Annotated in this window: 14 protein-coding genes; 8 read left to right on the top strand and 6 right to left on the bottom strand. The window is 64.4% G+C overall.

All coding sequences use genetic code 11. The annotated features are described in order from the left end of the window. Nucleotides 1-162: 162 nt before the first annotated feature. From rnr to sugE, 4 genes are all read left to right on the top strand, one after another. On the top strand, nucleotides 163-2,925 hold the full coding sequence (rnr, locus tag J2X57_RS03970; RefSeq protein WP_309864384.1) for a ribonuclease R: 2,763 nt from the start codon (nucleotides 163-165) through the stop codon (nucleotides 2,923-2,925). Then, entirely contained in the window at nucleotides 2,922-3,668 is a 747-nt protein-coding gene (rlmB, locus tag J2X57_RS03965; RefSeq protein WP_309864007.1) for a 23S rRNA (guanosine(2251)-2'-O)-methyltransferase RlmB, read from the top strand. The genes rnr and rlmB overlap by 4 nt, the downstream gene beginning before the upstream one ends. Beyond that, nucleotides 3,665-3,940, top strand: a complete 276-nt coding sequence (locus J2X57_RS03960) for a hypothetical protein (RefSeq protein WP_036114189.1) — start codon at nucleotides 3,665-3,667, stop codon at nucleotides 3,938-3,940. The genes rlmB and J2X57_RS03960 overlap by 4 nt, the downstream gene beginning before the upstream one ends. 140 nt (nucleotides 3,941-4,080) lie before the next feature. Next, nucleotides 4,081-4,401 carry a quaternary ammonium compound efflux SMR transporter SugE gene (gene sugE / locus J2X57_RS03955; RefSeq protein WP_308846554.1) on the top strand — a complete coding sequence of 107 codons (321 nt, stop codon included), beginning with the start codon at nucleotides 4,081-4,083 and terminating at the stop codon, nucleotides 4,399-4,401. Nucleotides 4,402-4,436: 35 nt separating this feature from the next. Here the strand turns inward: sugE and phoU are convergent, their stop codons facing one another. From phoU to rnt, 6 genes are all read right to left on the bottom strand, one after another. Next, on the bottom strand, nucleotides 4,437-5,150 hold the full coding sequence (gene phoU, locus J2X57_RS03950; protein WP_036114183.1) for a phosphate signaling complex protein PhoU: 714 nt from the start codon (nucleotides 5,148-5,150) through the stop codon (nucleotides 4,437-4,439). Between the two features lie 25 nt (nucleotides 5,151-5,175). Continuing rightward, nucleotides 5,176-5,919, bottom strand: coding sequence for a phosphate ABC transporter ATP-binding protein PstB (pstB, locus tag J2X57_RS03945; protein ID WP_239709154.1), 744 nt, complete (start codon nucleotides 5,917-5,919; stop codon nucleotides 5,176-5,178). Between the two features lie 82 nt (nucleotides 5,920-6,001). Continuing rightward, nucleotides 6,002-6,871 (bottom strand): phosphate ABC transporter permease PstA, encoded by an 870-nt coding sequence (gene pstA, locus J2X57_RS03940; protein WP_036114177.1) that lies wholly within the window; start codon nucleotides 6,869-6,871, stop codon nucleotides 6,002-6,004. Further along, nucleotides 6,871-7,902, bottom strand: coding sequence for a phosphate ABC transporter permease subunit PstC (gene pstC, locus J2X57_RS03935; RefSeq protein WP_309863991.1), 1,032 nt, complete (start codon nucleotides 7,900-7,902; stop codon nucleotides 6,871-6,873). Before pstC ends, pstA begins: the two co-directional genes overlap by 1 nt. Before the next feature lie 124 nt (nucleotides 7,903-8,026). Next, nucleotides 8,027-9,022: a phosphate ABC transporter substrate-binding protein PstS gene (gene pstS / locus J2X57_RS03930; protein ID WP_309864380.1), complete on the bottom strand. Its 996-nt coding sequence runs from the start codon at nucleotides 9,020-9,022 to the stop codon at nucleotides 8,027-8,029. 167 nt (nucleotides 9,023-9,189) lie between these two features. After that, the gene (gene rnt / locus J2X57_RS03925; RefSeq protein ID WP_036114172.1) at nucleotides 9,190-9,849 is read right to left on the bottom strand and encodes a ribonuclease T; all 660 of its coding nucleotides are present in this window, start codon (nucleotides 9,847-9,849) and stop codon (nucleotides 9,190-9,192) included. A 222-nt stretch (nucleotides 9,850-10,071) separates the two neighbouring features. Here rnt and J2X57_RS03920 point away from each other — a divergent pair, with 222 nt between their 5' ends. The 4 genes from J2X57_RS03920 (at nucleotide 10,072) to J2X57_RS03905 (ending at nucleotide 14,486) form a co-directional block, all read left to right on the top strand. Further along, nucleotides 10,072-11,457: a hypothetical protein gene (locus J2X57_RS03920; RefSeq protein WP_043693309.1), complete on the top strand. Its 1,386-nt coding sequence runs from the start codon at nucleotides 10,072-10,074 to the stop codon at nucleotides 11,455-11,457. 308 nt (nucleotides 11,458-11,765) lie between these two features. After that, complete coding sequence (locus tag J2X57_RS03915; RefSeq protein WP_309863986.1) at nucleotides 11,766-12,131, top strand: hypothetical protein; 366 nt, start codon at nucleotides 11,766-11,768, stop codon at nucleotides 12,129-12,131. 135 nt (nucleotides 12,132-12,266) lie between these two features. Then, nucleotides 12,267-12,956 (top strand): carbonic anhydrase, encoded by a 690-nt coding sequence (locus tag J2X57_RS03910; RefSeq protein WP_036114164.1) that lies wholly within the window; start codon nucleotides 12,267-12,269, stop codon nucleotides 12,954-12,956. Nucleotides 12,957-12,968: 12 nt separating this feature from the next. After that, complete coding sequence (locus tag J2X57_RS03905; RefSeq protein WP_036114160.1) at nucleotides 12,969-14,486, top strand: SulP family inorganic anion transporter; 1,518 nt, start codon at nucleotides 12,969-12,971, stop codon at nucleotides 14,484-14,486. Nucleotides 14,487-14,489 lie beyond the last annotated feature (3 nt).

The raw sequence follows: 14,489 nt of genomic DNA, 5'->3' as shown, positions 1-14,489 counted from the left end.
GTCAACGATTTTGCACACCGGATGTGAAACTATTTCGCGTCCCCCTTCAAAGGTTCATACGTGACAAAGAAAACTAAAGGTTCGGATGCCGCCCGCGGCCCCCGTAAACCCAAGTCCAGCCGCTCCGGCAAGGCGCTGGATCAGCACGGCCCGGCGCGCGCCGTGGTCGACCCCCATGCCGATCGCGAAGCTCAGCGCTACGAGAAGCCGATCCCCAGCCGCGAGGCCATCCTGGCGCTGTTCGAGGAGCGGGGCGAGTTGCTGGCCGAGTACGACATCGCCCGCGCCCTGAGGCTGTTCGACGAGTACGAAATCGTCGCCCTCAACCGTCGCCTGGGCGCCATGGTCCGCGATGGCCAGCTGCTGCGTAACCGCCGCGGCGACTACGCACCCGCCCAGAAGCTCAGCCTGCTGCCGGGCCGGGTCATCGCCAACGCCGAGGGCTACGGCTTCCTGCGCCCGGACGAGGGCGGAGAAGATCTCTACCTGTCGCCGCAGCAGATGCGCAGCGTGCTTCATGGCGACCGCGTGCTCGCGAGCGTCGTCGGCATCGACCGTCGTGGCCGCCGGCAGGGTGCCATCGTCGAGGTGCTGGAGCGCCGCTCGCCGCGCCTGGTCGGCCGCGTGGTCATCGAGAACGGCGTGACCCTGGTCGAGCCGGACGATCGCCGCCTGCACCAGAACATCATGATTCCTTCCGGCCGCGACGCCGGCGCCCGCTCGGGCGAGATCGTCGTGGTGGAGATCACCGATCCGCCGACCCAGCACCGTGGCCCCATGGGCACCGTGCGCGCCGTCCTCGGTGAGCGCCTGCAGCCGTCGCTGGTGGTCGAGATGGCCATTGCCAGCCACGACCTGCCGCATGAGTTCCCGCCGGAGGTCATCCGTCAGGCTGAGGAAGTCGAGCCCAAGGTGACGTCCGAAGAGCGCAAGGGCCGCACGGACATCCGCAAGCTTCCGCTGGTCACCATCGATGGCGAAGACGCGCGTGACTTCGATGACGCGGTGTATGCCGAGTCGCTGAAGGACGGCGGTTTCCGTCTCATCGTGGCGATCGCCGACGTCTCGCACTATGTGCCGGTCGGTACGCCGCTCGACGTCGAGGGCTACAACCGCAGCACGTCCACGTATTTCCCGGGCTTCGTCGTGCCGATGCTGCCCGAGACGCTTTCCAACGGCATCTGCTCGCTGATGCCAAGGGTCGAACGTCTGTGCATGGTCTGCGACATGGAGATCGACGAGGACGGCGACGTCGTACGCTCCAAGTTCTACGACGCGGTGATGTTCTCGCACGCGCGCCTCACCTATAACAAGGTCTGGCAGGCGGTGGGCGAGCGCAACGCGGACGTTCGTGACGAGATCGCCGACGTCCTGCCGCAGGTCGAAACGCTGCACAAGCTCTACAAGGTCATGGCGAAGGCGCGCAAGCGTCGCGGTGCCATCGATTTCGAAACACCGGAAGTGAAGTTCCGTCTCGGTCCCGCGGGCGATGTCGAATCGATGGGCGCGTCCGATCGCAACGATGCGCACAAGATGATCGAGGAATGCATGATCGCCGCCAACGTGCAGGCGGCTCGCTTCCTGACCAAGCGCAAGATCCCCGCGCTGTATCGCGTGCATGCGCCGCCCCCGGCGGAAAAGTACGACGACCTCCTGCAGTTCCTGAAGGAGTTCAAGCTGAAGATGCCGCCGGCGGACGAAGTCACGCCAGCCGATTTCTCGGCGTTGCTGAAGAAAGTGCAGGACCGCCCGGAAGCGGAGCTGATCCAGTCCGTGCTGCTGCGTGCGCAGAGCATGGCGATCTACCATCCGGAGAACCAGGGCCACTTCGGTCTGGCACTGGACGCGTATGCCCACTTCACGTCGCCCATCCGCCGTTATCCCGACCTGCTGGTACATCGTGCCATTCGCTACGCGCTGACCCGCGGCAAGCCGGCCGATTACATCTACAGCGATACGCAGATGTCCGCGATGGCGATCCACTGCTCGCAGCGTGAGCGCCGTGCCGAAGAGGCCGAGCGCGACGTGGATGAGCGTTTCAAATGCGCGTGGATGGAGAAGCACGTCGGCGAGGAATTCGCGGGCACCATCACCGGCGTTACCTCGTTCGGTCTGTTTGTCGAGTTGTCCGCCTCGCGCGTATCGGGTCTGGTGCATGTTTCGCAGTTGCCCAACGATTACTACAAGTTCGATCCCGTACGTCACCTGTTGCAGGGTGAGCGCACGGGCGTGGCGTATCGCCTCGGTGACTACGTGAGCGTGCAGGTGCTGCGCGCCAGCCTGGAGGATCGCAAGATCGACTTCCGCCTGGTCGCACGTCTGGCCGAGTTGCCGAAGCCTGCGCCGAAGGTCGTGGCTGCGGCCAAGCCGGCGCCTCGCTCGGGCATGCTGGAGGCGGGGATGGCGATGGGCCGTGCCGCGAAGAAGGCCGTCGGCCGGATCTTCGGCAAGAAGACGGCGGCCCCGGTTGCGGTTGAAGAGCCGGTTGAGCATCATGCGCGTCCCGCGCGGGCGCCCAGGCGCGAGGCGGAGGCCGAGACCTCGTCACGAAAGCGCGGCTCCTCGGCCGGCGGTTCGCGGCAGGGCTCGTCACGCCAGGACACGGCGTCGCAAGGTGGCTCACGCCCGCGTGGCCCGCGTCAGGCTGACGAGGCACGGGCGGAGGATGCGCGTCCGTCAGGTCGTCGTGGCGCTCGTCGGGACGACAGTCGCGATGCGTCTCCCGATACCTCGGCGCGCAAAGTCACATCGAGGCGCCGTGCGGCGTCCGACGTCGCGCAGGCGCCCGTCGCAAAGAAATCCACGGCGAAGAAAAGCGCCGTAACGAAAACGGCGGCCGGTCCGGCGCCGACGGACCAGACCCCCGCGAAGACATCCGCAGGTCGGCGTGGGCCGCGTAAACCCAGGAGCAAGCCGCAAGCATGAGTGAGACGTGGATCGTAGGGATCAATCCGGTCGAAGGCTCTCTCGCCAACGACCCGGATCGTGTCCGTGAAGTACTGATCGAGCAGAACTCGAAGAATGCCCGTGTCAACGAGATCGCCGCGCAAGCGCGCAAGCTCGGGCTCATCGTCAAGACGGTGAGCAAGGAGCAGCTCGAGAAGCTCGGTGGCGAAGCCCGCCATCAGGGTGTCATCGCGCGGTACGAAACACCGCCGCTCCGCGACGAGAGTGCGTTGCCCGGTCTGCTCGAGGCGGCCGGTGCGGACGCGCTGGTGCTCGTGCTCGACGGTGTGACGGATCCGCATAACCTCGGTGCCTGCCTGCGCAGCGCGGCGGCCGCGAACGTCACCGCCGTGGTGATGCCTAAGGACCGCGCGGTCGGCATTACCCCCACGGTCCGTCGTGCGTCGGCCGGCGGCGCGGATCTGGTGCCGGTCATTGCCGTCACCAATCTCGCCCGCGCCCTGCGCCTGCTCAAGGACGCAGGCGTGTGGATCACGGGGATGGACGGCGATACGGATCAGTCGCTCTATGCCATCGATCTGAAGGGTCCGGTCGCGCTGGTCATGGGTAGCGAAGGTGACGGCATGCGCCGCCTTACCCGCGATACCTGTGACTTCGTGGCGAAGATCCCGATGCCGGGTGGCATGGAGAGTCTCAACGTGTCCGTCGCTACGGGTATCGTGTTGTTCGAGGCGCTGCGTCAGCGAGGTGCGAAGAAATGAGTTCGATGTTCTGGCATGACTGGGCCGGCCTGGTCGGCGTTGCGCTGGTGCTGGTCGCGTTTTTTCTGCTTCAGGCACATAAGCTGTCGGGGCAGGGGTATACGTACCAGGTGATGAACCTGCTGGGTGCCTTCGGCATCCTGCTTTCCCTGATCTTCGGCATGTTCAACCTGTCCGCGTTCGTGCAGGAACTGGCCTGGTTCCTCATCAGCGTGTACGGCATCGTGCGTGGTGTCCGGGCGCGCAAGGCGGTCGTTCCACCGGTCGTCTGAGGCATTCGGTCAGCGGGGGGTTACACCTCCCCCGTATAATGCAAAACGGACCGGCGCAATGCCGGTCCGCCCCTTGGGGACGACCCCGGGGCGCGCACTATCTCCACGGGGACGACCCCGCTCTTGCGGAGCTCACTCTCATGTATTGGTTCATCCTCGTCCTTGCCGGGCTGTTCGAGATCGCCTGGGCGGTCGGCCTGAAATACACCGAAGGATTTTCGAAGCCGCTACCCAGCGTGCTTACGGGTGGCGCGATGCTCGTCAGCATCGTCCTGCTCGCCTGGGCGACGAGAAAATTGCCGCTCGGAACGGCTTACGCGGTGTGGACAGGCATCGGTGCCGTCGGCGCCGTGACGCTCGGCATCATCCTCTTCGGCGAATCGGCGCAGCCGTTGCGGCTGCTTTGCGTCGGACTGATCGTCGTCGGGATTCTTGGGTTGAAGCTGACGTCGGCGACGTAAAACCCCGGCAGGGCGGTTGCCCTGCCGGCCGCCTCTTATTTATCGAAATCCGGATTCGCGGTGGTGTCGCGCTTGGTGCGCGGTGCCACCAGCGGCTCGCCGTGAACGACGAACCAGACGTTCTCGGCGATGTTGGTCGCGTGGTCGCCGATGCGCTCGATGTTCTTTGCCATGAACAGGAGATGGGTGCAGGGCGTAATGTTGCGCGGGTCTTCCATCATGTACGTCAGCAGCGCGCGGAAGACGACCGTATAGGCCTCATCCAGATCCGCATCCGACTTCCACACTTCATAAGCGGCTTCGGCGTCCTGCTCGTCGTACGCCTTGAGCACGTTGCGCAACTGGTCCGCGGCCAGCTCGGCCAGGTTTTTGAGGCCGCCGGCGGCGGTGATCGGGGCGACACGGCTGAGCGGGATGGAACGCTTGGCCACGTTGGCGGCGTAGTCGCCGATGCGCTCGATGTCGGCGGCGATACGCAGCGCGGCGAATACGTTGCGCAGATCGCCGGCGATCGGCGCGCGCAGCGCGAGCAGACGCACGACATCCTGGCTGATTTCCTGCTCAAGTGAATCGAGTGCGTCGTCGTTGTCGACCACGCGCTGGGCGGCGCGCTCGTCACGACGTTCGACCACGTCGATGGCGGCTTCGAGCTGCGCGACGGCGATCTCGCCCATGCGGACGATTTCGCCGGTGAGACGCTTCAGTTCGTCGTCGTAGCTCTTGATGATGTGCTGGTGCGGAGTATTCATCGCGGGACCTCGAAATAGGGGGCGCTCAGCCGAACCGGCCGGTGATGTAGTCTTCGGTCTGCTTCTTGTCCGGCTTGGTGAAGATCTTCTCGGTCCGGTCGAACTCGATGAGCTCGCCCATGTACATGAACGCGGTCATGTCCGAGCAGCGCGCCGCCTGCTGCATGTTGTGCGTCACGATGACGATGGTGAACTGGCTCTTGAGCTCCTCGACCAGCTGCTCGATGCGGCTCGTGGCGATCGGATCCAGCGCGGAGGTCGGCTCGTCGAGCAGCAGCACTTCCGGCTTCAGGGCGATGCCGCGGGCGATGCACAGACGCTGTTGCTGGCCGCCGGAGAGGCCGAGTGCGCTCTGCTTGAGCTTGTCCTTCACCTCGTCCCACAGTGCGGCGCCACGCAGCGCCTGCTCGACACGGCCCTCCATGTCGGTGCGGTTGAGCTTTTCGTGGTGACGAATGCCGTAAGCGACGTTCTCGAAAATCGTCATGGGGAACGGCACCGGCTTCTGGAACACCATGCCGACCTTGCTGCGCAGGCGGTTGAGCGAGTACTTCGGGTCGAGGATGTTCTCGCCGTCGAGCACGATCTCGCCGCTGGCGCGCAGATTCGGGTAGATCGCGTAGATGCGGTTGAAGATGCGCAGCAGGGTGGACTTGCCGCAGCCCGACGGACCGATGATGGCGGTGACCTTCTTCTCCGGTACGTCCATGGCGATGTGCTTCAGCGCATGGAACTCACCGTAATGGAAGTTGAGGTCGCGCACGGTCATCTTCGCCGGCACCTGGCCGAGGTCGACGGCGGCGGCATGCGGCGAGGTGCCGAATCCCGGCTTGGAGGCGACTTCGTTCATCTTAGTCATGGGACACCTTGGAACGCGAGAAGGCGAGGCGGGCGATCAGGCTGAGCGCCAGCACGAACATGGTCAGGACGAAAGCACCGGCCCAGGCGAGCGTGTTGATGTCCGGGCTCGGGTCCTTGGTGTATTCGTAGATGACCTGGGGCAGGCTCGGCATCTTGTCGATCGGGTTGAACGTCATGAAGTTGTTGCCGAACGCCGTGAACAGCAGCGGCGCGGTTTCACCGCTGATGCGGGCCAGGGCCAGCAGGATGCCGGTGACGATACCCGAGCGCGCCGAACGCACCAGGATCTGCATCGTCAGCTTCCACTGCGGGACACCCAGCGACAGTGCCGCTTCGCGCAGCGTGCCGGGTACCAGGCGGAGCATTTCATCCGTGGTGCGGACGATGACGGGCAGGGCGATCAGCGCCAGCGCGATGCCGCCAGCGATGCCCGAGAACGTCACGTCGCCATTGGTCAGCCACTTGGACGGCAGGACGATCACCGTGTAGACGAACAGACCGAGCACGATCGACGGCGCCGACAGCAGGATGTCGTTGAGAAAACGGATCGTGGGACCGAGCTTCGAGCGGCGCGAATACTCGGCGAGCCAGGTGCCCGCGGCCACGCCGATCGGCGTGGCGATCAGGATACCCAGCACGTTGAGGATCAGGCTGCCGACCATGGCATTGGCCAGGCCACCCTCTTCGCGATACGCCGTGATCTTGGTGAACAGCTGCGGCTTCAGTCCCGCGAGCCCCTGGCTCAGGGTCTCCCACAGGATCCACGCGAGGAAGAGCAGGCCGATGCAGGTCGCCACGATGCTGAAGGCCATCGCGAGGATGTTCTTGATCCGGCGCCTGGTATAGAGCGAGGCGGACATCAGTTGCCCTCCTTCGACGCCAGGCGGCGGAGCATGAGTCTCGCGATCATCAGCACGATGAAGGTCACTACGAAGAGCAGGAAGGCGATCGCCATGAGCGCGGACTTCTGCAGACCCTCGGCCTCACCGAACTGGTTGGCGATGGTCGAGGCGATCGTACTACCGGTTTCGAGCAGCGACGGCGTGAACTTGAAGGTGTTGCCGATGACGAAAGCCACCGCCATCGTCTCGCCGAGCGCCCGGCCCAGGCCGAGAAACACGCCGCCGATCACGGCCGTGCGGGTGTAGGGGACGACGATGTCCCAGACCACTTCCCACGTGCTGGAGCCCAGGGCGTAAGCGGACTCCTTCAGGCGGGTGGGCACGGTCTGGAAGACCTCGCGCATCACGGAAGAGATGAACGGGATGATCATCACCGCCAGCACCAGTCCCGCGGTGAGCACGCCGGCGCCGAAGAACGGGTACTCGCTGGAGAAGAACTTCGCGATGAATGGCACGTGCTGGACCAGCCACGACACCTTGCCGTCCGGCGGGTCCGCGCTGAAGTTGTTCATCAGCCACGGCTTGACGTTCTCCGCCACGAACGGGGCGAAGATGAAGAGACCCCACATGCCGTAGATGATCGATGGAATGCCGGCCAGCAGTTCGATGGCCGAGCTGACCGGACCGCGCATCCAGCCAGGGGCGATCTCGGTAAGAAAGAGGGCGATGCCGAAACTGACCGGCACGGCGAATGTAAGGGCGATGATCGCGGTGCCGACCGTGCCGACCACCGGCACCAGGGCGCCGTACTGGTTGTTGCTCGGATCCCACACGGCGCTGGTAAGAAAGCCCCAGCCGAAGGTGGCGAACGCGTCGCGGCCCAGCCAGAGCGTGGAAGCGGCGGCGCCGACGAGGCAGAGCAGAACGAGCAGGGCGCAGGCCTTCAGGGCCCAGCCGAACAGCCGGTCGTTACGCGTATCCCGCGCATTCCGGGACGCTTCCGCCTGACGTTCCTGGTCGGGCACGGCGTTGCTGACGGTGGCGTGCATGATGGGTTCGGGTTCCCGGGAGCCTATGCAAACGTGTGGGTCGCCGTCCCTGTCGGAACGGCGACCCCCTTGGACGATACTCTGGACCGGCTATATGACAGCCGGTCCGTTGAGACCGGATGGATCAGTTCTTGAACTCGGCAGCCCAGTAGGCTTCGATCTGCTGGACGAGAGCCGGCGGCAGCGCGACGTAGTCGAGCGAAGCGGCCTGCGACTGACCCTTCTCGAGCGACCACTTGAAGAAGTCGAAGGCGACCTTGCTGTGCAAGGCGTTCTTGGACTTTTTGTACATGATGACCCACGTCGTCGCCGTGATCGGCCACGCCTGGGCGCCCGGGGCGTTGGTCATGATCAGGTTGAAGTCCTTGGCCGACTTCCAGTCCGCCGTGGAGGCGGCAGCGGCGAACGCGTCGGCGTTCGGCTGGACCCACGTACCGGCAGCGTTCTGCATCTGCGTGTACGAGAGCTTGTTCTTGGTGGCGTAAGCGTATTCGACATAGCCGATCGAGCCCGGGATCTGACGGACGTACTGCGAGACGCCCTCGTTACCCTTGCCGCCGACGCCCGCCGGCCATTCGACGGCCGTGCCGAACTTCACCTTGGACGCCCACTCCGGGTTGACCTTGGACAGGTAGTTGGTGAAGTTGAACGAAGTGCCCGAACCGTCCGAACGGTGCACGACGGTGATCTTGACGTCCGGAATCTTCACGCCCGGATTCAGGGCGGCGATGGCCGGGTCGTTCCAGCGGGCGATCTTGCCCAGATAGATGTCGCCAAGCAGTTTGCCATCGATCTTCAGCTGACCCGGGGCGATGCCCTGCAGGTTGACGATGGGCACGATGCCACCGACGACGACCGGGAACTGGCCCAGACCGAACTTGGTGAGGTCTTCAGCGCTCATCGGAGCATCGGACGCGCCGAAGTCGATGGTGCCTTCCTTGATCTGGGCGATACCCGCACCCGAACCGACGGACTGATAGTTCAGCTTGTTGCCGGTGGCTTCGGCGTACGTCGCCGACCACTTCGACAGGACCGGGTAAACGAAGCTCGAGCCGGCGCCCGTGATGTCGGTGGCCTGGGCGGACATGCCGAACAGGGAAGCGGCGACGAGCGCAGCGATGCGGAGTTTACGTGTGAACACGGAGTAGTCCTCGGATGGATGAGTGTCAGGCGTTGACCGCCTGGGGCCGTATTGCAGCCCTGCCGTGTTGCAATGAGACGTACTGAATGTTGCAGCGATATGACAGCATCCGATTTGCTGTCATATTCATGAACTTACGAAATGCCTCAGACTTCGATCGGGGCCGTCTGGTCGCGCTCCGCGAGCTCCAGGCGGCGCCAGCGATTGACGATTTCACAGAAAAGCTCGGCGGTGCGCTCGGCGTCGTAGATCGCCGAATGGGCTTCGCGGCTGTCGAACGGGATGCCGGCGGCCAGTACGGCCTTGCTCAGGACCGTCTGTCCGTAGGCGAGGCCGCCCAGCGTGGCCGTGTCGAAGCAGCTGAAAGGATGGAACGGATTGCGCTTGTGCCCCACGCGGCGCACGGCCGCATTAAGGAAGGCCAGATCGAATGCGGCGTTATGGCCCACCAGCACGGCGCGCTGGCACTCCGAGGCCTTGACCGCCTCGCGCACCGCATTGAAGACGTGATCCAGGGCCTGACGCTCGGGCAGGGCGCCGCGGAACGGGTGGTCCGGATCGATGCCGGTGATCTCGAGGGACCGCGGGTCGATATTGGCGCCCGGGAAGGGCTCCACATTGGCCGCGACGGCCGGCTGGGGGACGAGCAGGCCCGATGGCTCCATGGTGACGGCCACCACGGCGATCTCCAGCAGCGCGTCACGCTCCGAATCGAATCCCCCGGTTTCCACATCCACGATCACGGGCAGAAAGCCCCGGAACCGCGCGGCCATCGTCGAAGCGGTGCTGTTACTGGTCGTATCCATGCGTCAAGGATATCAGCCGGGGGGCCATCCGGCGTCCGTCTGTGCCGTCCGTGTTAAGCGGATGTGCGCATGTCTTCGATCTGTAACAAAAATTGCATTGAACGGTAAACGCCACGGCCCATCCTTCGCGCCGTTGGCCCCGCTTGAGGTTTTTCGGACAGAAAAAGCTCAGTGGGGACACAGGGGACCACACACATTCTAAAAACCAAGCGGAGAAATCCCATGCGTTCCAAGTTGCTCACGGTGGCCATCGCCGCCGGTCTGGGCCTGACGAGCTTCTCGGCCCTCGCCGCGACGCAGAAGTCGCAGCAGCCGGCCCGCGTCACGGTCGACGCCGCCACCCTCCAGCAGCTGCAGGCGCAGCTGGCCGCCCTCCAGAGCCAGGTCGCCGACCTTCAGGCCAAGCAGGAAGCCCAGGCTGACGCACAGATCGAGACGGCCAAGGCCGTGAACGACGTGCAGGTGACCGCCGCCAAGCCGGCCGACGAGCTCGCGAAGAAGCTCGACGCACTGAACAAGCTGGTCGACAACACGAAGATCGGCGGCACGATGTTCTTCGACGTGACCAATCAGGATCACGACGAGAAGATCGGCAACGGCCGTTCGATCCAGAAGGATGGTCACGGTTCGGTCAACGGCACGGGTTTCGACGTCAAGCGCTTCTACCTGACCGTCGACCACAAGTTCAACGATATCTGGTCGGCCAACCTGACGACCGACTTCAGCTACCAGTCGTCGCTCTCGTCCACGAGCCTGTTCGTGAAGAAGGCCTACGTGCAGGGCAAGTTCGACCAGCTGTTCACGGTGCGCTTCGGTGCATCCGACATGCCCTGGATCCCGTTCGTCGAGAAGTGGTACGGCTACCGCTACGTCGAGAACACCATCACCGATCGCTCGTTTGAAGGTGGTCGCAGCGGTGGTACCGCAACCGCCGGCGGCGTCGGCGCCTTCGGCAACTCGTCCGACTGGGGTATCCACGCGATGGGTGCCACGACCGGCGACAACTCGGTCAACTACCAGGTGTCCGTGGTCAACGGTCGCGGCTACCGCAACCTGAGCCGCTCCAAGAGCGTCGACACGGAAGCCCGCCTCGGCTACTCGCCGATCGAGCAGATGGTCATCGCCATCGGCGGTTACAGCGGCAAGCGCGGCAACGACGTCGAGGCTGGCGCCCCGACCCGTACGGCGACTCGCGGCGATGCCCTGCTGGCGTGGCGCGACAAGACCTGGGGCGTCGGTGCGGAATATTTCCACACCGAAAACTGGGACGACATCCTGAAGTATCAGGGTACGGGCGCCGGCACCGGCGTGGCCACCGGCACGACCAAGGACAAGGCCGACGGTTACTCGCTCTGGGCTGACTGGAAGTTCTACGACCAGTTCGCCGTCTTCGCTCGTTACGACAAGGTCGACTACAAGTACGACAACCTGGTCAACGTCGAAGAGAAGATCAAGGACAAGTACTACAACGCAGGCGTCTCTTACGACGTGCTGAAGAACCTGAAGCTGGCCCTCGTCTACAAGCACAACAAGCTCGACGGCCCGTTCGCTACCCCTTACCACTACAAGACCAACGAAGTGGGCTTCTGGGGCATGCTGACCTTCTGATCGATATCGGAACGGAGTTCTGCTCAGGGACGAACCGGACGGCGGGCGCAAGCCCGCCGTTTTTTTGCCTTACGCGGCCATGCGTTCGTGGTAACTGACCCTGTCAGCGAATTCTCGTTGCGAATGATCTCAGGCAGCCAACGGTCTTTCGGACGTCCATATCTGAATAAGCGCGGGCCGCTTCGTGCCCGGTCACCGGCAAAAAACCGTTGCCACGTCACGTTTCAGCACACAAAAATGCCCCAAGCCTGAATTTGTTGCATCGCCACACTTGCGAACGTCATGAAGCCTGTCGTAGGTTCGGGCTCATGCAGACCCTTTTCGCCCCCGCCATGCGCCGCTTCGCGAGCACGATTTTCGTGTTCTTCGCGTTGTTCGTCGCGTGCGTCGGCGTGAATGCGGCGCCCTCCGCCAGCGGCCTCGCCGCGGCGGAGGCTTCCCAGGAACACGCGGCGCAGCACGCGCTGGCGGTTGCCGACGACACGGCCTCGTTCGACGATCAGGATCCCGTGCCGTCGCTGGAAGACAATAGCGGCGGCCTCGACGATACCTTCGACGTCCCCCCTCAGCATGTCGTGATGATTCCCCACGTCAGCACCTCCCGTCATGCGGACGTCCGGCCGGCGCCTCACGCGCATCATCCCAGCCTCGAGCTGCGGCCTCCGATCGTCTGATCGGTCCGGCGCCTTCACGCGCCGACAGCCCCACCTTCTTTTTCTCACCTGCAGTTTTCGTGCGCTGGCAATCCGCCAGCCGCCGCGAGCGTGCGCGCTCGTGCCTTGTTTTCGCCAACGAAGAGAGAAACCACCATGGAACGTCTCATCCAGGGCTTCGATAATTTCCGCCGCAACATGACCGACGATCAGCGCGAGGTATTCGCCAAGCTGGCGTCCGGCCAGACGCCGCATACGATGTTCATCACGTGTGCCGACTCGCGCATCATGCCGGAGCTGATCTTCAACGCTCAGCCGGGCGACCTGTTCGTTTACCGCAACGTCGGCAACATCGTTCCGCCGTACGCGCAGCACGTCAGTGGCGTGGTCGCCGCCATCGAATACGCGGTGACGGCGCTGAAGGTGCAGCACATCGTCATCTGCGGCCACTCCGACTGCGGCGCGATGAAGGCGCTGCAGAACCCGGCGGCGCTGAAGGGCAAACCGTCGGTCGAGCAGTGGCTGAAGCACGCCGACGTGGCTCGCTACGTCGTCGCCGAGAATCGTCCGACCATCCTGGGCGAAGAGGGTCTGCGTTATCTCACCGAAGAAAACGTAGTCGGCCAGCTCGAACACATGCGCACGCTGCCCGCCGTCGCAGCCGCGATCGCCAACGGCAGCCTGCGTATTCACGGCTGGATCTACGACATCGCCAACACCGAAATCACCGCCTTCGATCCGTTGGAAGGAAGGTTCCGTCCCCTCGTCGCCGGCGATGCACACGCGCCGGACGCGACACCGCACGCGCGTTTCTCCACGCCCGTGCCGGTAGCAAACGCCGCTTAAGGAAGGCACGACATGCGCGCATATTTCTCCCAGGGCCTCTTTGGCCGCGACCTCCTCGGCTCGGTGGTCGTCTTTCTTGTCGCTCTGCCTCTGTGCATGGGTATCGCGATCGCGTCGGGCATGCCGCCCAGCGCAGGACTGATCACCGGCATCGTGGGCGGAATCATCGTCGGTTCGATCGCGGGGTCGCCGCTGCAGGTCAGCGGTCCCGCGGCGGGCCTCGCGGTCCTGGTGTTTGAACTTGTGCGCGAGCACGGCGTGGCCGCTCTTGGCCCCGTCGTGCTGCTTGCCGGCCTGATTCAGATCGTCGCCGGTCTGTGCAAGGTCGGCGTCTGGTTCCGGATGACGTCGCCGGCGGTGGTCGCCGGCATGTTGTCCGGCATCGGCATCCTGATCGTCGCGTCCCAGTCCCATGTGTTGCTGGACGCGATTCCGAAAGCACGCGGTCTCGAAAACTTCGCGGCGCTCCCCTCCGCAGCGTGGGAATCGGTCACCGGTGCCGCGGAAGGGCAGGCCCCCGCCGCCCTGATGATCGGCCTGGGCACCATTGCGATCATGCTCGGCTGGGAGAAGCTGCGCCCGGCGAAGCTCCGCTTCGTGCCGGGTGCCTTGCTCGCGGTGGTTGCGATGACGCTCATCGCGCAACTGACGGCGGTGGACGTCAAGCGAGTCGACGTGCCCGCCAACCTGTTTTCGGCGGTGAGCCTGCCGAGCATGGGTAGCCTCTTCGGACTGTTCGACGCGTCGCTGCTGGTCGCGGCGGCGACGTTTGCGTTCATCGCCAGCGCGGAGACGCTGCTCTCCGCGGCCGCGGTGGATCGCATGCACAACGGCGTGCGGACGAACTACGACCGCGAACTGACGGCGCAGGGCGTCGGCAATCTGATCTGCGGTTTCCTCGGTGCGTTGCCGATGACGGGCGTGATCGTGCGTAGCGCCGCGAACGTGCAGGCCGGCTCAGCCACACGTATGGCGTCGATCCTGCACGGCGGCTGGTTGCTGGCCTTCGTGATGCTGCTTCCGTGGTTGATGCGCATGACGCCCATCTCCTGCCTGGCCGGCATCCTGGTCTTTACCGGCGTGAAGATGGTCAATCCCGGCCAGATCAAGACACTGGCGGCGTACGGCAAAGGTACGGCGGCGGTCTATGTCGCGACCACCGTGGCTATCGTTGCCACCGACCTGCTGACCGGCGTGATCGTCGGCTTCGGTCTCTCGCTGTTCCGCCTGGCGCTGTTGTCGTCGAAGCTCAAGATGGACGTGCAGCACCACGACGAGCCGGGTCAGGCGACGCTCCACCTCGAGGGTTCCGCGACGTTCCTCAAGGTGCCGACGATGGCACGCAAGCTGGAGGCCGTGCCGGCCAATACGCGCCTCAGCGTGCGGATGGATCGCCTGGTGCATGTCGACCAGGCGTCGCTGGAGCTATTGCGGGAGTGGGGGCAGAACGCCTCGAAACGCGGCTGCGAACTCGTCGTGGACTGGCACGAACTGGGACGGCGGGTCGAGGGTTCCAGACAGGCTGCGTAGCAG

This window comes from Luteibacter sp. 1214 (assembly GCF_031455395.1).
Classification (GTDB): domain Bacteria; phylum Pseudomonadota; class Gammaproteobacteria; order Xanthomonadales; family Rhodanobacteraceae; genus Luteibacter; species Luteibacter mycovicinus.
This window is presented reverse-complemented; position numbering and strand designations above follow the sequence as displayed.